The sequence below is a fragment of the Yoonia sp. genome (genome assembly GCF_042093035.1).
GTDB lineage: Bacteria > Pseudomonadota > Alphaproteobacteria > Rhodobacterales > Rhodobacteraceae > Yoonia.
The window spans coordinates 1-23,485 of the sequence record NZ_JBELFI010000004.1 but is presented as its reverse complement, the minus strand read 5'-3'; the positions used below and the strand labels follow the sequence as shown (position 1 = coordinate 23,485).

The following is a 23,485-nucleotide window of genomic DNA, read 5'->3' as shown; positions in this document are numbered from 1 at the left end:
TCAATACCCACCGTAGCAGGAAGATGTAAGGGATCAGCCACATCATCATCGGGATGACGAGCTGCATATCAGCCTGCCCCAGCAAGACAGCCGCCGCGATGACATAGGCAACAGCGAAGGTAATCGCATCAAAGAGTTGAAAAACCACAGCCCCGGCAGCGGGCGGCGTTTGCATGATCCTGTTAGCAATACGCCCGGCAAAATCATCTTCAAACCAGCCGACCGACTGGCGTAACACATGCCGATGCGCGCGCCATCGCACCAGCGTCCCGATATTTGGCAAAATTGAATTGTTCAGCAACAGGATCTGCACAACATGGATCACCGGGCGGATCGTCAGGATCAGGATAGCAACAACGATAAACTCCGCGCCACTTTGCGCCCACACCTCTGACGGGGTGGATTGCGACAAGATATCGACCAACCGCCCCAGATATGCCAGCAGCCAGATCTCAACCACAGCAATCACGACGGAGGTCAGGCCAGTGAACCAGAACACCTTTTTGAACGGCTCCGCATAGGCCAGCAGAAACGGAAAGAGCCGCTTGGGCGGCGTGTCGTTGTCCTTGTATGTCGCATAAGGATCGACAAGACCTTCGAAAAACCGAAACATGGGTCTGCCTTTATGGTGTTCGATCTCTGATATACCCGCGCTTGGACTAAAGAAAAAGCAGCACGGAAAAACCGACGAGGCCCAGCGCCATCACACGCATGAAAATGCGCCAGGCCGTCGGGTTTGTGAGCAGATATGACAGCAAGGTTCCCGCAATCGCCCAAAAGGTGCAAACGCCAAGGTTGATGCCTGAAAACGCCGCCGCCAAAGTCACCGCCTGCTCAGCCGGTGCGCGCGTTGCCACATAGGCGGTGGCACTGAGGGCAACCGCCCAGACTTTCGGGTTCACCCATTGGAAAAGCACGGCTTCGATCAAAGTGAACGGCCTGTCGGTGTCCTTGGATTTCGCCGGGTCCGCGCGCCACAGATTATAGGCCATCCAAAGGATCCAAAGGCTTGCAATAATCTTCAGTACAATCGCCAACGCGGGCTGCGCCGCAATCAAAGCCCCGACCCCGATACCCGTCACAGCCGCAATGATCCCAACGCCCAGCGCGACGCCGATGATATGGGGGATCGTGCGCTGAAACCCGAATCGTGCGCCGGACGCCGTAATTAAAATCACATTCGGCCCCGGAGAAAACAAACCGAAGAACACAAAACCAATGAGCGGCAGGAATTCAGTCAAGCAAATCAGCCTTAGTCAAGGTGAAACCGGACGCGATCCAGCGCGCCTCTGCCTGCTTTAGGGCTTGGCCAAGGGCTGCACCAGATAAAGCTGGCATCAGATCCGCTGCTTTCAGCGGGAAAACCTGGTCCGACGCATGCGCGATGGCATCCAGGTCAGGCGCTTGACCAAGCGACGCAGATTGTACCAGGGCGGCATCGCGCCCTGCCTCATATCCGTGGCGATAGCCGGTGGTTGCCGGCGCTGCGCCATTCGTCATTTGCGCCAACCGGCGAGACTGTTGATTTGATAAGCGCAGGTGCGAACCCGTATCGCCGCCGATCACTGCCAAGCGGCGCATTGGGTCAGGTGGCGTCTTTGTCACGTCTTCAAGATGCACCAACACAGGCAAAACCGCAGCGTTTGCACCGGACAAGACCTGCGCCAATGCCCCAATAGACGCCATTGATGCAACCGCCGGAGCAGGATCAGGGGCGCTGAGCAGTTTCACCATCTCTGCCGTGATCCGTTCGGCCGACAGGCCTTGCAGCCCGGCGATATTCTCAGCACAAGCCGCGAGGCCATCACGGTCCGGCCCCTCAGCCTGATCGCCGTACCATGCATAAAACCGGAAAAACCGCAGGATGCGCAGGTAGTCCTCTTTGATGCGCTGATCGGCGTCTTCGATAAAGCGCACGCGACGGGCGATCAGGTCTGCCTGCCCGCCCAATGGATCAGCGACTTCACCGTCGGGTGCCGCATAAAGCGCATTCATCGTGAAATCACGCCTGCGCGCGTCGTCTGTCATGTTGTCGGCAAAAGCGACGGTGGCGCGCCTGCCGTCGGTGGCCACATCATGCCGGAATGTCGTGATCTCGAACGGAATGCCCTCCAAAACCAAAGTGACTGTTCCGTGGTCAATCCCCGTGGGGACCGCCCTGATCGCAGCCGCTTGGGCCAGCGCCATGACATCCTGCGGCAAGGCATCCGTTGTCAAATCCAGGTCAGACACCGGCGCGCCCAGCAGCTCATTGCGCACGCACCCGCCGACAAACCAAGCCTGATAACCCGCATCCACCAACAAACGACAAACCCGCTGTGCGGCATCGCGCTTTAACCAAGGGGCGGTGATTTTCGTCATGGCATACGCGCAGCCAGGCCGCGCAATATCCGCGCCGTCGCACCCCAGATATAATACGGGCCGAAAGGCACCGTATAATAAAGCCGTTTGCGACCCTGCCAGCGGCGGCCCTCAACACGGTACATGTCGGGCTTCAGCAAATGCGCTAGTGGCGTCTCAAACACCTCACTGACTTCGCCAAACTCGGCAACGGTATCGAATGATCCCTCAATCACACCAAGCACGGGGGTGACTTGATATCCTGTGACCGTTTGGTGTGGCGGCAGCGCGCCAACAACGTCGACGATGCCAGACGGCAGGCCAATCTCTTCGCGCGCTTCGCGCAATGCAGCCTCAATCAGCGTCGCATCCGTGGGGTCTTGCTTGCCGCCCGGAAAGGCAATCTGCCCCGGATGATGCTTTAGCCGCGCAGAGCGTTTCGTGAGGATAACAGTCTCTGTTTCAGCGCGAATACCAATAAGAACCGCCGCGGGGGTCAGTTTGATATCGGGGATTTTGACATCTGCGTTCAGATCAAAGTCAGAGGACGCATCGCCAGTTACGGCCAATGCGTCCTCAAGTCTTTTGCGCAGGTCAGGCACTGGCATCCTTTGCCTCAAACCCAAGCGTGTCGGGCGCGAAGATGTAGTGAGACCCGCAAAATTGGCAGTCCGCAGTCACTGTGCCTTCTGCGGTGGTCATCGTTGCGATGTCCTTGGCCGAATAGATCGACAGGCTTTGGCGCACTTTGCCTTCCGAACAGCTACAGCCAAATTTGATCGGCTGCGCGTCATACACGCGCGGCTGCTCTTCGTGATAGAGACGCACCAAAAGGTCGGTCGGGGCAGTGGTTGGACCGATCAACTCAAGGTCATCGACTGTATCCAACAGGACGTTGGCGCGATTCCAGTTCTCACCTTCATCCGCATCAAGAATATCCCTTGCATCAAGCAAACCCTCTTCGCCGGACCCGCCTTCACCAGTGACGGACGGTGACGCCTTCGGCATATGCTGGAGCATGATACCGCCAGCGCGCCAGCGGGCGCCTTCACCCGGCATTTGCGATTGCCCGTAGGACAGCGAAAAGCGCGTCGGCAACTGTTCTGACTGCGCGAAATAGGTTTCTGCGCAAGCAGACAGCGATCCGCCGGCGATCGGCGTAATGCCCTGATAAGGGGCCATGCCTTCGCCTTGGTCAATGAGAATGGCGAAGTAACCATTGCCAATCTGACTAAACGGATCCGCCATTTCATCAAGCGTTTCCGCGTCATAGGACGCATAGGCACGGATGCGCGCAGGCTGCCCATCATCGGTTGGCCCGTAGTAATCTGTCGCAATCAATCGCGCCGGGCCAGAGCCGCGCACTTGCAACGACAGCTTCCAGCGCAGTTTCACGGTCTGCCCGATGAGCGCGGTCAGCAATGCCATCTCTGCCACCAGACCTTCGATCATTGGCGGGTAATTATGCTGCTTGAGAACCTGTTCCAACACGCCATCAAGACGGGCCACCCGTCCGCGAATATCAGAGGCGTCAAGTTGAAACGGCAGGACGGTGTCGTCCCAGGCGATTTGGGTGCCGAGGCTCATGGTCTTTCCTAACAAGTTCAGGGATGGCATACCGCGCCTATATAGGTGGAGCAAGCCTAGGTCCAAGGGGGCAAGCTATGATTAGACGGTATGGCGACACACCAGTCGGCGGGCAGCGGTACAAGACAAGGCCCGGTGTTTATGCGGTGCTGCCGTTGAACGGAAAGCTGCTGCTGACCTATCAAGGTGACCCGCATTATGAAATCCAACTACCCGGCGGTGGCATTGATCCGGGCGAGAACCCTGCGCAGGCGCTGCATCGTGAGGTCTTCGAGGAAACCGGCTGGCGGATTGGACAGCCGCGCAAATTGGGCACCTTTCGACGGTTCGTGTTCATGCCGGAATATGACATGTGGGCCGAAAAGCTGTGCCATATCTATCTGGCAAGGCCGATCCGACCGCATGGGCCCCCATCAGAGCCGGGGCACATTCCGCTTTGGCTGACGCCTGAGGACGCGATTGGGGAGCTGTACAATGACGGGGATGCGGATTTTGTCAGCGCGTGCTGCCTTTAGCACCCTGCAATCCTTGCCCCTGTTTCCAAAACCCGCTATCGCGCCATTCCAGATACATTGACGCAAAGGCGCATTCTTATGACCGCTCCGAAAAAAGTTGTTCTGGCCTATTCTGGTGGCCTTGATACCTCGATCATTCTCAAGTGGTTGCAGACCGAATATGGCTGTGAAGTCGTGACATTCACCGCTGACCTCGGTCAGGGCGAAGAGCTGGAGCCTGCCCGCAAGAAGGCCGAGATGATGGGCGCCGCTGCGATCTACATCGAAGACCTGCGTGAAGAATTTGTCCGCGACTTCGTGTTTCCGATGTTCCGCGCCAATGCGCTTTATGAGGGGCTTTACCTGCTCGGAACATCCATCGCACGTCCGCTGATCTCCAAGCGTCTGGTTGAGATCGCCGCCGCTGAAGGCGCCGATGCTATGTCCCACGGTGCGACCGGCAAAGGCAACGATCAGGTGCGGTTTGAATTGGCCGCCTATGCGCTGAACCCGGAGATCAAAGTCATCGCGCCTTGGCGTGAGTGGGATTTGTCCAGCCGGACCAAGCTGATCGAGTTTGCTGAAAAGCACCAGATCCCCGTTGCCAAAGACAAACGCGGCGACGCGCCGTTCAGTGTGGATGCGAACCTGCTGCACACATCGTCCGAAGGCAAGGTGCTGGAAGACCCCGCACAGGAAGCGCCGGAATACGTCTATCAACGCACGGTCGCGCCCGAAGATGCACCTGACGCGCCTGAAATGGTCGAAATTACCTTTGAAAAAGGTGACGCGGTCGCCATCAATGGTCAGGCGATGTCGCCCGCAACCATCCTGACGAAGCTGAATGAACTCGGCGGCAAGCACGGTGTTGGGCGGCTTGATCTGGTTGAAAACCGCTTTGTCGGCATGAAATCGCGTGGCGTCTACGAAACACCCGGCGGGACTGTGTTGCTCGAAGCACACCGCGGGATTGAGCAGATCACGCTGGACAGCGGAGCGGGCCACCTGAAAGACAGCGTCATGCCGAAATACGCAGAGCTGATCTACAACGGTTTCTGGTTCTCGCCGGAGCGGGAAATGCTGCAAGCATTGATCGACAAGAGCCAGGAGCATGTCTCCGGAACCGTGCGCGTGAAACTTTATAAGGGTTCAGTGAACACGGTGGCGCGTTGGTCGGATCATTCGCTCTATTCCGAATCGCATGTGACGTTTGAGGAGGACGCGGGCGCCTATGACCAGACCGATGCGCAAGGATTCATCCAGTTGAACGCTCTGCGGTTGAAACTGTTGGCGGCGCGGAACCGTCGGCTCTAAAGTTTCAATCTCGCGAGTTTTTCATAATGCGGCATCGCGAGGTGCCGCATTTTTTCTTGGGCGGGGTCCAAAACGGGCAAAGGCCCCTCTGCGCCCGCAAACCCAGTGCTTTGATGCACCGCGTTATACCAATGCCCCGCCCATATCCCGTCATTGGGATGCGGCCCCGCCTTCCAACGAAGCATTTCGGGGTCAAACGGCAAGTCAATCGCGGCACAAAGCTTGCGCAGCATGCGCTCCGGGTCAGCCCGAATATCCGAACTGTCGATCACCAGACCGCCGACTTTCTCATACACGGCTGTCTGTTGGGCAAAGCCTATGTCCTCCTGTGTCATCGCTTCACGTTTCACACCATAGCTGGCGATCACACGCGCGGGATGGCGGATAAGATGAATGTTGACGCAGTCCCTAGCCCAGCCAAAGGCGAAGCCGTCAATCATGTGATGTGGCATGTGCTTCATGTAGAAATGCGGCTTTTGAGCTGGAATAGTGTCTAAACACCGGTCAGCAACTTTGACTGGGTCGGTTTCATGCGCTGCGATGATCTGGTCGCGCATGGGGTGGTCTGCACCGGTTGCCTTCAGATAGGGCGCATAGAAAGGTTCATCCCAAACCGCGAAATCAGGCCGGTTCCCGAAGGCGTACATCATCGCCGTCGAAAGATTACGCGGCCCTGACCACATCGCGATCCTCATGCGCGGCCGACCAGGTCTTTATAAAGCTGGCGGAGGCGGGTCGTGACCGGGCCAGGCTCTCCGCTGCCGATTGCCCGTCCGTCAATCGTGCTCACAGGCGTTTGCGCGCCAAATGTTCCCGTCAAAAACGCCTCATCGGCGGAATAGGTGTCGACGAGCGAATAATTCCGCTCAAACACCGGTATGTCGTTGGCGCGGCACAGGTCGATGACCTTCTGACGGGTGATTCCATTCATGCAGTAATCCCCGGTTGAGGTCCAAACAGCGCCGTTTTTCACGATAAAGAAGTTACAGGCGTTGGTCGTATTCACGAACCCATGCACATCCAGCATCAGCGCCTCATCCGCGCCCGCCTTCTGTGCGGCGATGCAGGCAAGGATGCAATTCAGCTTCGAATGGCTGTTCAGCTTGGGGTCTTGGGTCATGGGTAGGCCGCGCTGATGCGGCACCGTCGCCAAGGTAATCGGACGGGGGATCTTTGGTTGCGAATGCTCCATGATTATCACGAATGTCGGGCCGGATCGGGACAGGCCGGGGTGTTGGAATGGCCGGGTCTTGATCCCGCGCGTGACCATCAGTCGCGCATGGGCGTCTGTGGTCATTTCATTCGCATTCTGCGTCTCTAACAAGGCGGAAATGACCCCTTTTCGGCCCATCCCGATGTCGAGATCAATCGCTTTTGCGGCCTCAAATAGCCGGTCGATATGCTCATCCAGAAACGCCCATTTCCCGTCATAGAGACGCAGGCCTTCCCAGACGCCATCGCCAAGCATGAAACCGCTGTCATAAACGCTGACCATGGCTTGGGCTTTCGGCACAATCCGGCCATCAACGTAGATCAGGATTTCTTCATTGCGCGCGTCATCTTCAGCCTGATGGGTGGTCACGTCTGTCATGTTCATTCTCCCTTAACCGGACGCGGGTCAGCTCTGAAACGCCTGTACCTCTGAAAAATCTGGGATAACATCCGCCGTACCGTGGCGGGTGACCATCAGCGCGCCCGCCTTGGTGGCTAGCGCGATCGCCTGCGCCATGGGCATTCCCCGATCAAGCCCTGCCAAAACATAGCCGGTGAACGTATCCCCTGCGCCCGTCGTATCGACCGGGACAACCTTCATTGCAGGGAAATGCGCCTTTCCGTTCGCGCCATGCCAATCAGCACCGTCTGCCCCCAAAGTGACGATCACATCGCGCACCGGAAGATCACGGGGTGCCGTACCCGTCGCGTCTTGCAATTGTTCGGCTTCAACCGCGTTCAGGATCAGAAAATCGAGATATGGCAGAACCGCTTGAACACGCTCCGCATCAAAAGGGGCGGCAGCGTAGGCCACTTGCAGGCCAAGCCTTTTGCCCAACTGCGCGGCAGTGCGTTGCAGGTTTGTCTCATTCTGGGTGACCAGCCAATCACCTGTGCTTGCCTCCGCCATCGCGGCCTGCAAAGTGGCTTGCGGAATTTCTGCATTGGCACCGGGATGCAGCACAATTGCGTTCTCCCCATCGTCGGCTACCATGATGATCGCCTGGGCCGTTTCAGTGTCTAATTCAGCGATATAACTTGTATCGACACCATATTCGAGAAGCCTTTCGGTCGCCCAGCGCCCATCAGCACCAACCGCACCGATGTGATGCACATGCGCTGCGGCGCGGGCGGCTGCAACGGACATATTCGCCCCCTTCCCGCCCAGAAATGTCTGGCGGCTTGTGGATGACAATGTTTCCCCAGGCGCCGGAATATGCGGCACACGATAGACGATATCCGCATTGATCGAGCCGAGGTTCCAGATTGCCATCAGTCCACCTTACATGCTGCGATCACGGCCATATTCAGTATGTCATTGACGGTCGATACGGTTGAACAGATTTGCACTGGCTTGCCGATACCCGACAGGATCGGGCCGATCACCGTCGCGCCAGCCATTTCCTGCATCAACTTCACCGATATCGATGCAGAATGTCGCGCAGGCACAACCAGCACATTTGCCGGACCAGTCAGTCGCTGGAACGGGTAGTTATCCTGCGCTTTGGCGTTCAACGCCACATCGACGGTCATTTCGCCTTCATATTCGAAATCCGCCTTCCGTGCATCCAGAACCTTTGCCGCCTTGTGCATCTTTTCAGCACGCTCCGACACCGGATACCCGAATGTCGAGAACGACAAAAACGCGGCCCGCGGCTCAAGCCCCAATTCACGCGCAACAAAGGCGCCACGTTCGGCAATATCGGCAAGGTCGTTCTCATCCGGCCATTCATGCACCAAAGTGTCAGAGATCAGCACGATCCGGCCCTTGTGAAGCACTGCGGTCACCCCGACGGCACCATCATGCGGCTGGGCATCAAAGACATAGTTGATGAGTTCCAGGATATGCGCGGATTTCCGGGTCGCACCTGTCACCATTCCGTCTGCGTGGCCATGTGCCAACATGAGCGCGGCAAACACATGCCGGTCACGCGCGGCAAGCCGGTGCACGTCCTGCGCGTCAAAACCTTTGCGTTGCAGGCGTTCATAAAGGAACGCCTTATAGGTTTCCAAATGCTGCGTCGTCGCGGCATTCACGATTTCGAGTTCTTCAAATGCTTCGGGCATCCCTTCGGCTGTCAGCTTTTCCTTCACGTCATCATCACGGCCAACAACAAGTGCCTTGCCCATGCCAGACCGCTGATACATGACCGCGGCACGCAAAACGCGCGGATCATCCCCCTCTGCGAAGATAACGGTTGACTGATTGGCACGGGCCCGCGCGTTGAGGCTGCGCAGAATGGATTGCGTCGGGTCCATCCGGGATTTGAGCGAAAGCTCATAGGCATCCATATCCACTATCGGCCTGCGTGCGACGCCGGTTCTCATACCTGCCTGGGCAACTGCCGTCGGGATCCGATGGATCAGGCGGGGATCAAACGGCGTTGGGATGATGTAGTCACGGCCAAAAGTCAGCTTTTTGCCATAAGCCATCGCCACTTCATCTGGAACGTCTTCACGGGCAAGTGCGGCGAGCGCTTCGGCACAGGCGATCTTCATCTCATCGTTAATTGCGCGCGCATGAATATCAAGCGCACCGCGGAACAAGTAAGGAAAACCAAGGACATTGTTCACCTGATTTGGATAATCACTGCGGCCTGTCGCGACGATTGCATCTTCACGTACGGCATGTGCGTCCTCTGGCGTGATCTCCGGGTCAGGGTTGGCCATGGCGAAAATAACCGGGTTATCGGCCATGTTAGAGACCATTTCCTGCGTCACCGCGCCCTTTGCGCTGACCCCCAAAAACACGTCACAGCCTTTCATTGCATCAGCAAGGGTACGTGCCTTGGTGTTTGCAGCGTGGGCAGATTTCCACTGGTTCATGCCCTCGGTGCGACCTTGGTAGATAACGCCCTTGGTATCCGCCATGATGCAATTGTCATGCTTTGCGCCCATCGCCTTGAGCAATTCAAGGCAGGCAATGCCGGCTGCGCCAGCGCCGTTCAAAACGATCTTCACCTCTTCGATCTTCTTGCCGGACAGATGCAGCGCATTCAGCAAACCGGCGGCACAAATGACGGCGGTGCCGTGCTGATCGTCGTGGAAAACGGGGATATCCATCTGCTCTTTGAGAGTTTGCTCAATGATGAAGCACTCAGGCGCTTTGATGTCCTCAAGGTTGATACCGCCGAATGTGGGGCCAAGCAGCCTGACGGCCTTGATGAATTCATCGGGGTCTTCTGTGTCCAGCTCCAGATCGATCGAGTTCACATCCGCAAACCTTTTGAAAAGGACCGATTTGCCCTCCATCACAGGCTTGCTGCCCAGCGCACCAAGGTTGCCAAGGCCAAGCACTGCGGTCCCGTTCGAAATCACCGCAACCAGATTGCCCTTGTTTGTATAATCATAGGCCGTCGCAGGATCGGCGGCGATTTCTTCGCAGGGGATCGCGACACCGGGGGAATAGGCCAGCGACAGGTCGCGCTGCGTTGTCATCGGGACGGTCGCTTGAATCTCCCATTTACCGGGGCTGGGCTGCATATGGAATTGCAGCGCGTCCTCACGGGTGAGTTTATTCTTCGGCATGTGGTCCCCCCAATTCAATCACCAAGACATAGCCGTCTCTGGCTACTGCCCGCAACGGGTTCATTTCGGGGTTTCGTCGCTAACATGGGCTGTTAATGTGCGCAGGATGTCCTTGGGGGGATGCATGAGCAGTAGCAAAAACACCGTCACGCCAATGATGGCGCAGTATCTTGAGATTAAAGCGGATCATCCTGATGCCCTGCTTTTCTATCGGATGGGCGATTTCTATGAGATGTTCTTTGACGACGCGGTTGCCGCGGCGGAAGCGCTGGATATTGCGCTGACAAAGCGCGGCAAGCACGATGGGGACGACATCCCGATGTGCGGTGTCCCGCATCACGCCGCCGAAGGGTATTTCCTGACGCTGATCCGCAAAGGGTTTCGCGTCGCGGTTTGTGAACAGATGGAAAGCCCGGCGGAGGCGAAGAAGCGCGGTTACAAATCCATCGTGAAGCGTGAAGTCGTCAGGCTGGTCACACCCGGCACTTTGACCGAGGATTCTTTGCTTGATGCCCGGCGTCACAACTTTCTTGCGGCCTATCACGTCGTGCGGGACGAAGGTGCGCTGGCATGGGTCGATATCTCGACCGGTGCGTTTCACGTTATGCCGTGTAAGGGCGCGCAGCTTGGGCCGGAACTGGCGCGATTGACGCCACGCGAAGTGATCGTCGTCGATGGGTCAGAGGCGAGTTGGGCTGGAATAGTGTCTGATTCTGGTGCAGCACTCACGACCTTGGGCGCTTCAGCCTTTGATAGCACGGCGGGCGACAAGCGGCTGTGCAAGCTCTATAAAGTCAGCGCTCTTGATGCGTTTGGTGAGTTTTCACGGGCCGAAGTCGCCGTGATGTCTGCTGTGGCGGAATATCTGGATATCACCCAGCGCGGAAACTTGCCGCTTTTACGCCCGCCCGTACTTGAAGGGCAAACAGCGGCAATGCAAATCGATGCGGCGACCCGGAAATCGCTTGAGCTGACCCACGGTGTAAACGGCGGCAGGCAAGGCTCTCTTCTGCATTGCATTGATAGAACCGTCACCGCAGGGGGCGCGCGATTGCTCGAAATGCGGCTGGCGTCACCGTCATGCAGCGTTGATGTCATTGTGAAGCGACAGGATGCGGTCAGTTTTTTGCACGAAAACAACCGCCTTACCGCTGATATCCGCGATACGTTGCGTGGTGTGCATGACCTCGACCGTGCCTTGTCCCGCCTCGCACTCGATCGGGGTGGTCCGCGCGATATGGCGGCTATTCGCAACACCTTGGGGCAGGCAATCGCACTTTCAGGGGGCTTGCCGAATGATTTGCCAGAGGTTCTGGGCAAAGACGCGCGGGATTTAACAGGTTATGACGACCTGTTGGCGCTGCTGGATGAAGCGTTGGTTGCCGAACCGCCGCTTTTGTCACGTGATGGTGGGTTTATCGCGCCCGACTATGATGCGGAATTAGATGAGGCGCGCAAACTGCGTGATGAAGGGCGGTCTGTGATTGCAGAAATGCAGGCGGACTACATCCAAAAGTCAGGGATTAGTTCACTCAAGATCAAACATAACAATGTGCTTGGGTATTTTATCGAAACCACGGCAACGCACGCTGAAAAGATGCTGGCCGCGCCGCTGAATGAGGTCTTCATTCACCGCCAGACAACTGCCAATCAAGTGCGCTTCACGACGGTGGAGCTATCAGAGATTGAAACGCGCATTTTGAATGCGGGCGGACGTGCGCTTGAGATCGAAAAGAGGCTCTATTCCAGCCTAACGCAATCAATTTTGGCCGAAGCCCGCCCTTTGGGGGCGCTTGCGCGCGCACTGTCTGAAATTGATCTGACGGCAGGGCTTGCGCATTTGGCAGCGGCAGAAAGCTGGGTGCGCCCCAAAGTGACCGATAGCCGTGCGTTTGAAATTTCCGGTGGGCGCCACCCTGTCGTTGAGGCGGCGCTTCAAAAGGATGGCGCGCCGTTCATCGCCAATGACTGTGCGCTGACGGAGGCCTCTATCTGGTTGCTCACCGGTCCAAATATGGCGGGTAAATCAACATTTCTGCGGCAGAACGCACTGCTTGCGATATTGGCCCAGATGGGAAGTTTTGTGCCAGCAACCAAGGCCGAAATTGGCATTGTCAGCCAAATCTTCAGCCGTGTGGGTGCGTCGGATGATCTGGCGCGTGGCAGATCGACCTTCATGGTGGAGATGGTTGAAACGGCAGCTATCCTTAATCAGGCCGATGATCGGGCGCTGGTAATCTTGGATGAAATCGGGCGTGGAACAGCGACCTATGACGGCCTGTCGATCGCCTGGGCCACATTGGAACACCTGCACGACATCAATAGATGCCGCGCCCTTTTCGCGACGCATTATCACGAGATGTCAGCCCTTTCCGCCAAGCTGGACGGCGTGGAAAACGCGACCGTCACTGTCAAAGAGTGGGAAGGCGATGTGATTTTCCTGCATGAAGTCAAACGCGGCACCGCAGATCGCAGCTACGGCGTGCAGGTCGCGCGATTGGCCGGCCTGCCGCAGGTCGTCGTGGACCGGGCGAAAGTGGTTTTGGACGCTTTGGAGAAGGGAGAGCGCGAAGGGGGCGGGTCGCGCAAAGCCGTGATTGACGATTTACCGCTCTTCTCCGCAACACCGACACCTGCGCGGATGAAAACCAAGCCATCAGAAGTGGAAGCGCGTCTAAAGGGCATCTTGCCGGATGAGCTCACCCCGAAAGACGCCCTCGCGCTGATTTACGAGCTGCGAGAGATGACGCAGCAGGACGACAGTTAGGTCATCGAAGACACGCCGACCTGCGCGGGGCGCAATAGGCGGTCGTGCAGCATGAAACCTTCGGCGGCGACCTGAATAATCTCACCTGCCTTTGTGCCTGGAACGGGCGCCTCAAACATCGCCTGATGCAGTTGCGGATCGAATTTATCACCAACTTCAGGTGTAATAGGGTCGATTCCATGCTTTTTGAACACGCTGATAAGCTCGCGCATCGTCAGCTCAACACCTTCGAGCAAGGCCGCGTTCACTTTCTTGCCGCTTTCTTCAACGGACTGCAACGCGCGACGCAAGTTGTCGTAGACCGGCAGCATATCGCGGGCAAGCTTTGAGCCGCCGTAGTTTTCAGCCTCACGGCGGTCACGCTCGGCCCGCTTGCGTGTGTTTTCCGCATCAGCCAAGGCGCGCATGAATCTGTCGCGGTAATCGTCCCGTTCTGCCTTGATCTCTTCGATCTCATCCAGGGTTTGCGCCGCGGCGTCAAAGTCAGGCTCATCACCCTCTGCGGCAAGTTCATCAAGGCTTTGCAGTTCTTCGTCTTTGTCAGACATCATTTTTCCTTCAGGAGCGGTCGGCAATCATCTTGCCGACAAGCTGTGCAGTGTAATTTACAATCGGGACGATGCGCCCATAATTCAGACGCGTCGGGCCGATCACGCCCACCGCGCCAATAATCTTGCGGTCGGCGTTCATATAAGGGGAAACAACCAGAGATGAACCCGAAAGTGAGAACAATTTGTTCTCTGAACCAATAAAAATGCGCACGCCGTCACCTTCCTCGGCCAAATCGAGGAATTGTGCGATGTCGCGCTTGCGTTCAAGGTCATCAAAGAGCGTGCGAATCCTTGCAAGATCGTCTTCGTTTTCGCTGTCGCCCAGCAGGTTACCGCGGCCGCGAACGATCAAACGCTCTGTTGCTTCGCCTTCGTTTTCCCAAAGGGCGATGCCGTCTTTCACAAGCTCCGCTGCGAGAATATCAATTTCTTGCCGGCGGGCCACGATCTCTCTGGAGATGACACTGCTGAGTTCTGACAATGTGTGTCCGGTGGCGATTGCATTCAGAAAATTCGCAGCCTCGCGCATCGAAGACGGCGTTTGGCCGACTGGCGGGGTGAAAACGCGGTTTTCAACATGGCCATCACCAAAGACAAGCACGACCAAAGCGCGGTCCGCCGACAGCGATACAAATTCAATATGCTTGATCGGTGCCTCATGTTTGGGCGTTAGGACAAGGCTCGCCCCATGCGTCACACCAGAGAGCGCCTGCCCAACCTGATCCAACACAGATGTCACGTCTTGGTCATTTGTGGTAAGCGTGCGGTCGATTTTCTCGCGGTCTTGGCCATCCAGATCGCCAACCTCGAGCAACCCATCAACAAACATGCGCAGCCCCAGCTGCGTTGGAATACGTCCCGCGCTGGTGTGGGGGCTGCCTAATACACCCAGAAATTCAAGGTCTTGCATCACATTTCGGATTGTCGCGGCACTGACCTTTTCGGAAAATTCCCGGGTCAGCGTCCGGGAGCCAACAGGCGTTCCACTTTCCAAATAACCTTCGACCACGCGGCGAAAAACCTCGCGCGAGCGGTCGTTCATTTCGGCAATATTGGGCGATTGGTCTGACATGGGTTTCCCAGTTTAAGGCGAGGCAATTAAAACGAAACCTCAGGGGGCGTCAATCGGGGTTGGATTTCATATGTGGGCAGCGTATCGGTGAGGTGCAACCAAAGGGAGTGTCCAAATGCGTCCATCCGGCCGACAGACGAACGAAATGCGCGAAATCTCAATCGAGACTGGCGTGACCATGCATGCGGAGGGCTCCTGCCTGATTAAATGTGGAAATACGCATGTGCTGTGTACCGCAAGCATTGATGAACGTGTGCCGCCATTCTTGAAAAACTCTGGTTTGGGTTGGGTCACGGCAGAGTATGGGATGCTGCCACGCGCAACAAATACACGGATGCGCCGTGAGGCCAAGAACGGGCAATCGGGACGCACGCAGGAAATTCAGCGCCTGATCGGGCGATCATTGCGGGCAGGTGTTGACCGTGTGGCGCTGGGTGAGCGGCAGATTGTGGTGGATTGCGATGTTATCCAAGCCGATGGCGGGACGCGGTGTGCTGCGATTACCGGTGGTTGGGTCGCGCTCAAGCTGGCCGTGCAGAAACTGATGAAAGCTGGTGATGTGATAAGTGATCCGCTGATTGATCCGGTCGCTGCGATTTCCTGTGGGGTCTATGCCGGGCAGGAAGTGCTGGATCTGGATTACCCCGAGGACAGCGAAGCTGGCGTTGACGGCAACTTCGTGATGACGGGCGGTAAATTGATCGAGGTACAAATGTCCGCGGAAGGCGCGACATACTCGCGCGGGCAAATGGACGCATTGTTGGATCTGGCCGAGAAAGGCGTGGCTGAACTGACAGCCGCGCAAATAGCGGCGGTGCGCTGATGCGGCGCTTTGACGGCAAAGAGCTGGTCATTGCGACCCATAACCAGGGGAAGCTAGAGGAGATCAGAGATCTTCTGCGGCCTTATGGGGTGTCTTTGACGTCAAACGCGGACCACGGCCTGCCAGAGCCGGAGGAGACCGAAAGCACCTTTGTCGGTAACGCGCGGATCAAGGCACATGCGGCGGCAAAGGCGACAGGGCTTCCGGCTTTGTCCGATGACAGCGGGATCGAAATTGACGCGCTGGATGGTGCGCCGGGTGTTCATACGGCAGATTGGGCAGAAACGCCCAACGGCCGTGACTTCAAGATGGCGATGGAGCGGAGTTGGGCCGCGTTAGAGACTGTTTCTGCGCCGTTTCCACGCAGTGCCCGCTTCTGTTGTACGCTTGTTCTGGCCTGGCCGGACGGGCACGACAACGTATTTCCGGGCGTGATGCCCGGCCAAATTGTTTGGCCGATGCGTGGCGAACAGGGGCACGGATATGACCCGATCTTTCAACCGGACGGCTATGACCTGACGTTTGGGGAAATGGATCGTTGGGAAAAGAACAGGATCAGCCACCGCGCGGACGCTTTCGCAAAGCTCATTAAGGGTTGTTTTGCCTAGGGTGGAAGATTGGGAGCATGGAGGCTTTGGCCTCTATATCCATTGGCCGTTTTGTCAGGCGAAGTGCCCCTATTGCGATTTTAATTCCCATGTTGTCGCGCATGTTGACCAAAAAGCGTGGGAAAATGCCTATTTGAGTGAAATTGAACGGATTGGCGCGGAAACCTCCGGTCGTGTATTGAGGTCCGTCTTTTTCGGTGGTGGCACCCCGAGCCTGATGGACCCCGATGTTGTAGATGCTGTGATTTCAAAGGTTCGGGCAACTTGGCCGTTGGCGAATGATGTTGAAATTACGCTGGAGGCCAATCCAACGTCCGTTGAGGCGGGGCGGTTCAGGGGCTATCACGATGCGGGGGTGAACCGCGTGTCGATGGGGATTCAGGCCTTGAATGACGCTGATTTAAAGGCATTGGGGCGCCTGCATTCAACGGCGGAGGCATTGCAAGCCTTTGATATTGCAAGAAATACCTTTGATCGTGTGAGCTTTGATCTCATTTATGCGCGGCAAGAACAGAGCGTTGAAGCATGGCAGGCCGAATTGAAGCAGGCCTTGTCTATGGCGATCGATCATCTGTCGCTCTACCAGTTAACCATCGAGGGAGGCACCGCTTTTGGGGACCGTTATACAGCAGGGAAGCTTCGTGGGTTGCCCGACGATGATGGAGCCGCGGATATGTATGCGGTGACCCAGCAGGTCTGCGGGGATGCTGGCTTATTGGGATATGAGGTCTCCAATCATGCATGGCCGGGGTCTGAAAGCATTCACAACAAGATCTATTGGCAATACGGCGATTACGCCGGGATTGGCCCCGGTGCCCATGGGCGGCTGACACTTGACGGGCAGCGCTTTGCGACCGAGACGCCGCTGGCGCCGATGCGGTGGCTGGCGCAGGTTTCACGGACTGGCAATGGTGAGGCGGGGCGGATGGCACTGCGTGATGAAGATCAGATGGCTGAGTTTCTGTTGATGGGGTTGCGGCTTGTAGATGGCGTGAGCCTGGATCGTTTTCCCAAGCTGCTGAGCATCCCCTATATTAATAAAATCAATGATTTATGTGATATTGGCGTTGTCGCGTTTGACGGCCGTCAGTTGAGGGCAACCGATGAAGGGCGCCCGATCTTGAACGCGATATTGCGGAAATTATTGGAAGGCTAACCGCCAGAGAGGGCACGCAACAGGTCGTCCAGTTGATCGAGCGACCTGTAGCCAATGACAACTTTTCCGGCCTCTGACCCTGTTGGATGATCGATTGTCACCTTCATGCCCAGCGATGCGGAAAGTTCGTTTTCAAGCTGAACAGTGTCCGCATCTTTTGGCACTGGCGCACCGGGTACACTACGCCTTTTGATCGCTGGGCCCTTCTTGGCCAGCTTCTCTGTCTCGCGAACAGAGAGGTTGCGCTGGATAATTTCGCGGGCCAACCGAACGGCTTGGTCGTGGCCAACCAAAGCGCGGGCGTGGCCGGCGGAAAGTTGACCACCGGTGAGATAGTCTTGTACTTCCTGTGGCAGCGTCAGGAGGCGCATGAGATTGGCAATGTGGCTGCGGCTTTTGCCGAGCGCTTGCGACAGCTTATCTTGTGTGTGGCCAAATCGATCCATCAACTGCTTGTAGCCGGCAGCTTCGTCGATGGGGTTGAGGTCTGCACGCTGGATGTTCTCGATAATTGCAATTTCAAGGACTTCGGTGTCGTCGTAGTCACGTACCAGCACCGGCACATCATGGAGCTTTGCAATCTGTGCGGCGCGCCAGCGGCGCTCTCCGGCGACAATTTGATACTGGTGGTCGGCGCCAGGTGTGCGGCGGACGATCAAGGGTTGAATAATCCCTTTTTCTTCAATCGATGCGGCAAGCTCCGACAGAGCGTCCTGGCCAAATGTACGCCTGGGCTGGTCCGGGTTTGGCTGAACCTGCTCTATTGGAACGACCTGGTCGGGGCGCATTGGTTGTGATTGCCCGGCGCTATCCGCCGCAACATCCGACATCAATGCGGACAGGCCGCGCCCCAGACCGCGGGATTTTTTTGGTGTTTGGGTCATTTATGCGGCCTTCTTTTTTGTAGTACGTTCAATGACTTCCTGCGCAAGCGCCCGATATGCAATGCTGCCTTTTGAATTCGAATCGTAGGTCAGAACCGGCACCGCGAACGACGGGGCCTCACTTAGGCGGACGTTGCGTGGGATGACAGTTTCAAACACCATTTCGCCCATATTCTCGCGCGCATCCTCTTCAACCTGCAAGGAAAGATTATTGCGCTTATCATACATCGTCAGTGCGATGCCCTCGATCCGAAGCGTGGGGTTGGCAGTTTGGCGGACATCACGAACCGTAAGGATAAGTTGCGACAGACCTTCAAGCGCAAAGAATTCGCTTTGAAGTGGAACGATGATGGAGTGCGCCGCGACCATCGCATTCACTGTCAATATATTGAGAGATGGCGGGCAGTCGATCAATATGTAGTCATATCCGAGCGTGCTGGCGTCAACATTTCGAAGCGTTTCAGACAGCAGATAGCTTCTTTTCGCATTGTCGATCAGCTCCAGATCGGCCGAACTCAGATCGGTTGTCGCGGGGACAATGTGAAGCCCCGCAACCGTAGTGTCCTGAATTGCGTCCCGAAGAGAGGATTCCCCGGACAACAGGTCATATGTCGTGACATCCCGCTTGTCATGATCCACGCCAAGCCCGGTTGATGCGTTTCCTTGGGGATCCAGATCAATCAGCAGCACTTTCTTGTCGTTTTCGGCCAATGCAGCGCCCAGGTTGATCGTTGTCGTGGTTTTGCCGACACCGCCTTTTTGGTTCGCGATTGCAATGATCGTTGTCATCATATCGGAGCTACTTGCCACGTTTTTCTATCCTTTGAATGGCCAGAAGCCGTGCCTCAGGATCAGTCAAACTGGCGTGATCTTCAAGCGCAAACCGCCACCCCGCCCGTGCTTCGGCAAGTTCTTGTTCCGCCTGTTTTCCCTTGTGAAACAGGCAAACGCCGTCACGCGCGATGTGCCGCTCTGAAAGCGCCAACAACCCAGATAGTGATGTTAACGCACGCGCCGACACTATATCTGCTGTTTGCTGGGGTAAGTTTTCTATGCGGTCCGCAAGGACACTGACCTTTAGACCAATCTCTCTGGCCGCGGTTCGCAGAAATGTAGCCTTTCGCTGATCGCTTTCAATCAGGACAAATTCAGCGCCTGGCTGCTTTTCGATGGCGATAATTGCCATCACAATGCCAGGGAACCCGGCGCCGCTGCCCAAATCGACCCACTTTCCATAAGAATCTGGCGCAAAGCGGTAAAGCTGGGCCGAATCGATGATATGGCGGTTCCAAATCTCTGTTATCGAGGATCTGGCGATAAGGTTGATCTTTGGTGTCCATTTCGTGACAAGCTGCGAATATAATTCAAGCCGCGCAATTGTTTCACGTGAAACATCTACCCCGCCCACCGATTGGTTCATGTTCCGGTTCCGGTGGCTTTTTGCAGGGCGCGCTTCGTTGCCCCGATGATAAGCATCAGTGCGGCTGGGGTCATTCCTTCTATCCGCCCTGCGTGGGCGACCGTTTCAGGCCGCGTTGCGTGCAGTTTTGTGGCAATTTCATTCGAAAGCCCCTTGATCGTCGTGTAATCTAAGTCGTTGGGGATAATATGCTTTTCATCCCGCTCCATGGCCGCAATGTCTTTGTGCTGCCGCGCGATATAATGTGCATATAGCGCGTCTTTCTTTATCTGATCCTGCACTTCAGCGGCAATACCGGACGTATCGCCGCCTGCCGCAACAAGCTGTTCAAAGCCAAAATCAGAAAGCGCCAGCGCCTCAAGTGCGGTCCGCCGCGGCCCGTCGGGGTTCAATTTAGCGCCGGTCTGTGCAATTTCGCGCGCTGAGAGCGTTTTTTCGCTCAGCGCGGCTTTTGCTGCCTCTATCTGCTCCATTTTCGCGCTAAACTGCGCCCATCTCTCATCCTTCACGGATCCATATGCGCGGCCTTTGGCCGTCAGGCGCTGGTCCGCGTTGTCAGCACGCAGCGACAGGCGGAACTCTGCCCGCGATGTGAACATGCGATACGGCTCCGATACGCCGCGCGTGATAAGATCATCAATCATCACGCCAATATAGGATTCGCGACGGCTGAAAACGATCTGATCTTCGGACTTGGCGAACGCTGCCGCATTCAATCCGGCAACCAAACCCTGTGCCGCAGCCTCTTCATAGCCAGTTGTGCCATTGATTTGCCCGGCAAGGTAAAGGCCCGGAACGCTGCGAAGCTCTAGGGTTGCCCGCAGCGCTCTTGGATCTACGTAGTCATATTCAATCGCATACCCGGGCTGTAATATGTGAGCATTTTCAAGCCCATAGATTGAATGAACGTAGCTCTCCTGCACATCTTCGGGCAGCGATGTTGAAATGCCGTTCGGATAGACGGTGTCGTCGTTTACCCCCTCCGGTTCAAGAAATATCTGATGCGATGACTTGTCGGCGAACCTGACAATCTTGTCTTCGATTGAGGGGCAGTAACGCGGGCCAACACCGTCAATATACCCCCCGTACATCGCAGAACGATTCAGGTTTTCGCGAATAATATCATGGGTTTGCTCATTCGTGTGGGTGATGCCGCAGTCTATTTGCGGGGCAAACACGCCTTTTGACATAAATGAAAACATAACCGGATCAGCGTCGCTTGGTTGGGCTTCCAGCTTGTCCCAGGCAATCGTCCGCCCGTCCAGACGTGGCGGTGTACCAGTCTTCAGCCGCCCAAGTGGCAGGTCAAAGCTATCCAGCCGTTCGGCCATCTTCACGGACGGATCATCGCCCATACGCCCACCCGGACGTGACACATCGCCAATATGAATGACCCCGCGCAGGAATGTACCGGTTGTCAAAATCACGGTTTGCGCCGAAATGCTGACGCCATCGCGCAGAATAACACCAGTCACACGATTGCCGGACATGCTCAGATCGACCGCTTCGCCCTCAATGATCTGCAGATTTTCAAGCAAAGCCAGCTCTGCCTGCATTTCCCGACGATAAATTGCCCGGTCGGATTGCGCCCGGGGGCCTTGCACAGCTGGGCCTTTCTTTCGGTTCAGTAGTCTGAACTGAATGCCGGCCTTGTCGGCAACCCGCGCCATCACACCATCAAGCGCATCGATCTCACGCACCAGGTGACCCTTGCCAAGCCCGCCAATCGCAGGGTTACAAGACATCACGCCAATTGACGATTTCGTCAACGTTATCAAGGCCGTGCGCACTCCCATCCGGGCCGCAGCATGGGCGGCCTCTGCGCCGGCGTGCCCACCACCAATAACAATGACGTCGTAGTCGCAATGTTTCACGTGAAACACTCCTTACTTACCGATGCAAAAACTTGAAAAGATCTCGTCCAAAACTTGTTCTACATCAACACGCCCGACGATACTATCCACCGCGCGAATGGCTGATCTCAAATCTTCTGCAATAAGGTCCGTCATCCCAGGATCATCCTCCATCGCCGCTTGCGCGTCAGCTAAAAACTCAATTGCGCGGACCATCGCTGTTCGGTGGCGTTCACGCATTGCGACGCCGATACTGCCAACTTTCGTGTTCAAGCGCTCTGTTATCTCAGCAATCAAGCGATCAACGCCTGCACCCGTCCTACCGGAAACGTAAAGGCCGTCTTCACCAAGCAGATCCGCCTTGCCAAGCACGACCATATCATCAGGGCCTGAATCTACTGGCCCATCCGCCCTATCCAGCACAAGATGCACCCGCAAATCCGCGCGCGCCGCTCTTTCTTGCGCCCGCGCGACGCCAAGGCCTTCGACTACATCATCCGTATCCCGCTGACCCGCCGTGTCCAGCATCGTCACTGGCAAGCCCCCAAGGTCCATATGCACCTCGATCACGTCCCGGGTTGTTCCGGCAACCTCTGACGTGATTGCTACATCCCGACCCGCGAACCGGTTCAGCAATGTCGATTTCCCGACGTTCGGCGCACCGATAATCGCCACCTCGAACCCGTCGCGAACCCGCTCAGCCGCGCGCACACCATCGGCCTCCCGCTGCATCTCTGCGGCTACCCCGGCAAGCAGTGCGTTCACCTCCGGGCTCACATCGACAGGCACTTCCTCATCAGCAAAATCAATCGTCGCCTCAAGCAAGGCGGCTGCCCGGATCAATTGCCTGCGCCAGCTTTCCGCCAACGCCCCAAGCGCGCCAGAGAACACCCGCAATGCCTGCTTTCTCTGGCTCTCGGTTTCCGCATCGATCAGGTCAGCAAGGCCTTCAACCTCTGCCAAATCAAGACATCCGTTCTCCAGAGCCCGTCTTGTAAACTCTCCTGCCTCTGCCTGACGCAAGACGTTCATCGCGCCCAGCACCCGCAAAACTGCGCTTACAATCGCTGGGCTTCCATGCAGGTGAAGTTCAACCACCTGCTCGCCAGTGAAGCTTTTGCCCGCATCAAATCGCAAGACAAACGCCTCATCCAACAACCCACCATCCGCGTCATAAAGCCGCCGCAAGCCACGCGATTGCGGCACATCGCGGCACAGCAAGCTGGTCGCCGCAACGGCATCAGGCCCCGATAGCCGCACAACAGCAACACCCGCGCGACCCTGCGCAGTCGCCAGAGCAAATATGGTATCCATATATTTAACCTATTGTTTTATAACAATAAATTACGTGTTCATTGAATCAAAGAAGTCTGAATTTGTCTTGGTCTGTTTCAGTTTGCCAATCAGGAACTCAATCGCATCGGTTGTCCCCATTGGGTTCAAAATGCGGCGCAGCACATAGGTCTTCGCCAAATCGCCTTTCTCAACCAACAGCTCTTCTTTCCGCGTACCGGATTTAAGAATATCCATCGCCGGGAAGACCCGTTTGTCGGCCACCTTCCGGTCCAGAACAATCTCGCTGTTGCCGGTGCCCTTGAATTCCTCAAAGATAACCTCATCCATGCGCGACCCTGTATCAATCAGCGCCGTCGCGATGATGGTCAAAGACCCGCCTTCCTCAATGTTCCGTGCTGCACCAAAGAAGCGCTTCGGGCGTTGCAGTGCGTTCGCATCAACACCACCGGTCAGAACCTTGCCAGACGACGGCACAGTGGTGTTGAACGCACGGCCCAGTCGCGTGATTGAATCCAGCAAGATCACAACATCCCGCTTGTGCTCCACCAGGCGCTTTGCTTTCTCAATCACCATTTCCGAC

The 23,485-nt window shown here is 56.5% G+C and carries 22 protein-coding genes and 1 pseudogene; 6 read left to right on the top strand and 17 right to left on the bottom strand.

All coding sequences use genetic code 11. From position 1 onward, the window contains the following. The 5 genes and pseudogenes from ACFDSS_RS01315 to ACFDSS_RS01295 all read right to left on the bottom strand — a co-directional run. Positions 1–613: pseudogene (locus ACFDSS_RS01315) on the bottom strand (multidrug ABC transporter ATP-binding protein); the annotation flags it as partial. A gap of 46 nt (positions 614–659) precedes the next feature. Beyond that, positions 660–1,241 (bottom strand): LysE family translocator, encoded by a 582-nt coding sequence (locus ACFDSS_RS01310; RefSeq protein WP_375253946.1) that lies wholly within the window; start codon positions 1,239–1,241, stop codon positions 660–662. Next, entirely contained in the window at positions 1,234–2,361 is a 1,128-nt protein-coding gene (locus ACFDSS_RS01305; RefSeq protein WP_375253945.1) for a CCA tRNA nucleotidyltransferase, read from the bottom strand. The genes ACFDSS_RS01310 and ACFDSS_RS01305 overlap by 8 nt, the downstream gene beginning before the upstream one ends. Continuing rightward, positions 2,358–2,942, bottom strand: coding sequence for a CoA pyrophosphatase (locus tag ACFDSS_RS01300; protein WP_375253944.1), 585 nt, complete (start codon positions 2,940–2,942; stop codon positions 2,358–2,360). The genes ACFDSS_RS01305 and ACFDSS_RS01300 overlap by 4 nt, the downstream gene beginning before the upstream one ends. Beyond that, entirely contained in the window at positions 2,935–3,927 is a 993-nt protein-coding gene (locus ACFDSS_RS01295; RefSeq protein WP_375253943.1) for an Hsp33 family molecular chaperone HslO, read from the bottom strand. The genes ACFDSS_RS01300 and ACFDSS_RS01295 overlap by 8 nt, the downstream gene beginning before the upstream one ends. 77 nt (positions 3,928–4,004) lie before the next feature. Here ACFDSS_RS01295 and ACFDSS_RS01290 point away from each other — a divergent pair, with 77 nt between their 5' ends. Beyond that, complete coding sequence (locus tag ACFDSS_RS01290; protein WP_375253942.1) at positions 4,005–4,442, top strand: NUDIX hydrolase; 438 nt, start codon at positions 4,005–4,007, stop codon at positions 4,440–4,442. Between the two features lie 78 nt (positions 4,443–4,520). Beyond that, positions 4,521–5,735: an argininosuccinate synthase gene (locus tag ACFDSS_RS01285; protein WP_375253941.1), complete on the top strand. Its 1,215-nt coding sequence runs from the start codon at positions 4,521–4,523 to the stop codon at positions 5,733–5,735. On the opposite strand, the gene ACFDSS_RS01280 is transcribed toward ACFDSS_RS01285, so the two are convergent. The 4 genes from ACFDSS_RS01280 to ACFDSS_RS01265 are packed head-to-tail and all read right to left on the bottom strand — an operon-like array spanning position 5,732 to position 10,475. Continuing rightward, positions 5,732–6,430 carry an HAD family hydrolase gene (locus ACFDSS_RS01280; RefSeq protein WP_375253940.1) on the bottom strand — a complete coding sequence of 233 codons (699 nt, stop codon included), beginning with the start codon at positions 6,428–6,430 and terminating at the stop codon, positions 5,732–5,734. The two genes, ACFDSS_RS01285 and ACFDSS_RS01280, sit on opposite strands and share 4 nt — an antisense overlap. Next, a complete protein-coding gene (locus tag ACFDSS_RS01275) occupies positions 6,427–7,326 on the bottom strand; it encodes a D-amino acid aminotransferase (protein ID WP_375253939.1) in 900 nt (299 codons plus the stop codon). The genes ACFDSS_RS01280 and ACFDSS_RS01275 overlap by 4 nt, the downstream gene beginning before the upstream one ends. Positions 7,327–7,353: 27 nt before the next feature. After that, a complete protein-coding gene (locus ACFDSS_RS01270; protein WP_375253938.1) occupies positions 7,354–8,220 on the bottom strand; it encodes a ribokinase in 867 nt (288 codons plus the stop codon). Then, positions 8,220–10,475: an NADP-dependent malic enzyme gene (locus tag ACFDSS_RS01265; RefSeq protein WP_375253937.1), complete on the bottom strand. Its 2,256-nt coding sequence runs from the start codon at positions 10,473–10,475 to the stop codon at positions 8,220–8,222. The genes ACFDSS_RS01270 and ACFDSS_RS01265 overlap by 1 nt, the downstream gene beginning before the upstream one ends. 124 nt (positions 10,476–10,599) lie before the next feature. Here ACFDSS_RS01265 and mutS point away from each other — a divergent pair, with 124 nt between their 5' ends. Then, positions 10,600–13,242: a DNA mismatch repair protein MutS gene (mutS, locus tag ACFDSS_RS01260; RefSeq protein ID WP_375253936.1), complete on the top strand. Its 2,643-nt coding sequence runs from the start codon at positions 10,600–10,602 to the stop codon at positions 13,240–13,242. Here mutS and ACFDSS_RS01255 read toward each other — a convergent pair. Next, the gene (locus ACFDSS_RS01255; RefSeq protein ID WP_375253935.1) at positions 13,239–13,790 is read right to left on the bottom strand and encodes a nucleotide exchange factor GrpE; all 552 of its coding nucleotides are present in this window, start codon (positions 13,788–13,790) and stop codon (positions 13,239–13,241) included. The two genes, mutS and ACFDSS_RS01255, sit on opposite strands and share 4 nt — an antisense overlap. A 10-nt stretch (positions 13,791–13,800) precedes the next feature. Continuing rightward, positions 13,801–14,865, bottom strand: a complete 1,065-nt coding sequence (gene hrcA / locus ACFDSS_RS01250) for a heat-inducible transcriptional repressor HrcA (protein ID WP_375253934.1) — start codon at positions 14,863–14,865, stop codon at positions 13,801–13,803. A 115-nt stretch (positions 14,866–14,980) separates the two neighbouring features. Here hrcA and rph point away from each other — a divergent pair, with 115 nt between their 5' ends. The 3 genes from rph to hemW are packed head-to-tail and all read left to right on the top strand — an operon-like array spanning position 14,981 to position 17,452. Beyond that, positions 14,981–15,688 carry a ribonuclease PH gene (gene rph / locus ACFDSS_RS01245; RefSeq protein WP_375253933.1) on the top strand — a complete coding sequence of 236 codons (708 nt, stop codon included), beginning with the start codon at positions 14,981–14,983 and terminating at the stop codon, positions 15,686–15,688. After that, positions 15,688–16,296 carry an RdgB/HAM1 family non-canonical purine NTP pyrophosphatase gene (rdgB, locus tag ACFDSS_RS01240; RefSeq protein WP_375253932.1) on the top strand — a complete coding sequence of 203 codons (609 nt, stop codon included), beginning with the start codon at positions 15,688–15,690 and terminating at the stop codon, positions 16,294–16,296. Before rph ends, rdgB begins: the two co-directional genes overlap by 1 nt. A gap of 1 nt (position 16,297) precedes the next feature. After that, positions 16,298–17,452, top strand: a complete 1,155-nt coding sequence (hemW, locus tag ACFDSS_RS01235) for a radical SAM family heme chaperone HemW (RefSeq protein ID WP_375253931.1) — start codon at positions 16,298–16,300, stop codon at positions 17,450–17,452. Here the strand turns inward: hemW and ACFDSS_RS01230 are convergent. The 6 genes from ACFDSS_RS01230 to rho form a co-directional block, all read right to left on the bottom strand. Next, positions 17,449–18,336, bottom strand: coding sequence for a ParB/RepB/Spo0J family partition protein (locus tag ACFDSS_RS01230; protein WP_375253930.1), 888 nt, complete (start codon positions 18,334–18,336; stop codon positions 17,449–17,451). The two genes, hemW and ACFDSS_RS01230, sit on opposite strands and share 4 nt — an antisense overlap. Then, a complete protein-coding gene (locus tag ACFDSS_RS01225) occupies positions 18,337–19,125 on the bottom strand; it encodes a ParA family protein (RefSeq protein ID WP_375253982.1) in 789 nt (262 codons plus the stop codon). It abuts the gene before it with no gap. A 10-nt stretch (positions 19,126–19,135) separates the two neighbouring features. Next, entirely contained in the window at positions 19,136–19,756 is a 621-nt protein-coding gene (rsmG, locus tag ACFDSS_RS01220; RefSeq protein ID WP_375253929.1) for a 16S rRNA (guanine(527)-N(7))-methyltransferase RsmG, read from the bottom strand. After that, positions 19,753–21,630 (bottom strand): tRNA uridine-5-carboxymethylaminomethyl(34) synthesis enzyme MnmG, encoded by a 1,878-nt coding sequence (gene mnmG, locus ACFDSS_RS01215; protein WP_375253928.1) that lies wholly within the window; start codon positions 21,628–21,630, stop codon positions 19,753–19,755. Before mnmG ends, rsmG begins: the two co-directional genes overlap by 4 nt. Positions 21,631–21,642: 12 nt before the next feature. After that, complete coding sequence (mnmE, locus tag ACFDSS_RS01210; protein ID WP_375253927.1) at positions 21,643–22,923, bottom strand: tRNA uridine-5-carboxymethylaminomethyl(34) synthesis GTPase MnmE; 1,281 nt, start codon at positions 22,921–22,923, stop codon at positions 21,643–21,645. Positions 22,924–22,953: 30 nt separating this feature from the next. Further along, positions 22,954–23,485, bottom strand: a 532-nt coding sequence (gene rho / locus ACFDSS_RS01205; protein ID WP_375253926.1) for a transcription termination factor Rho, incomplete at its 5' end; no start/stop codon positions are given.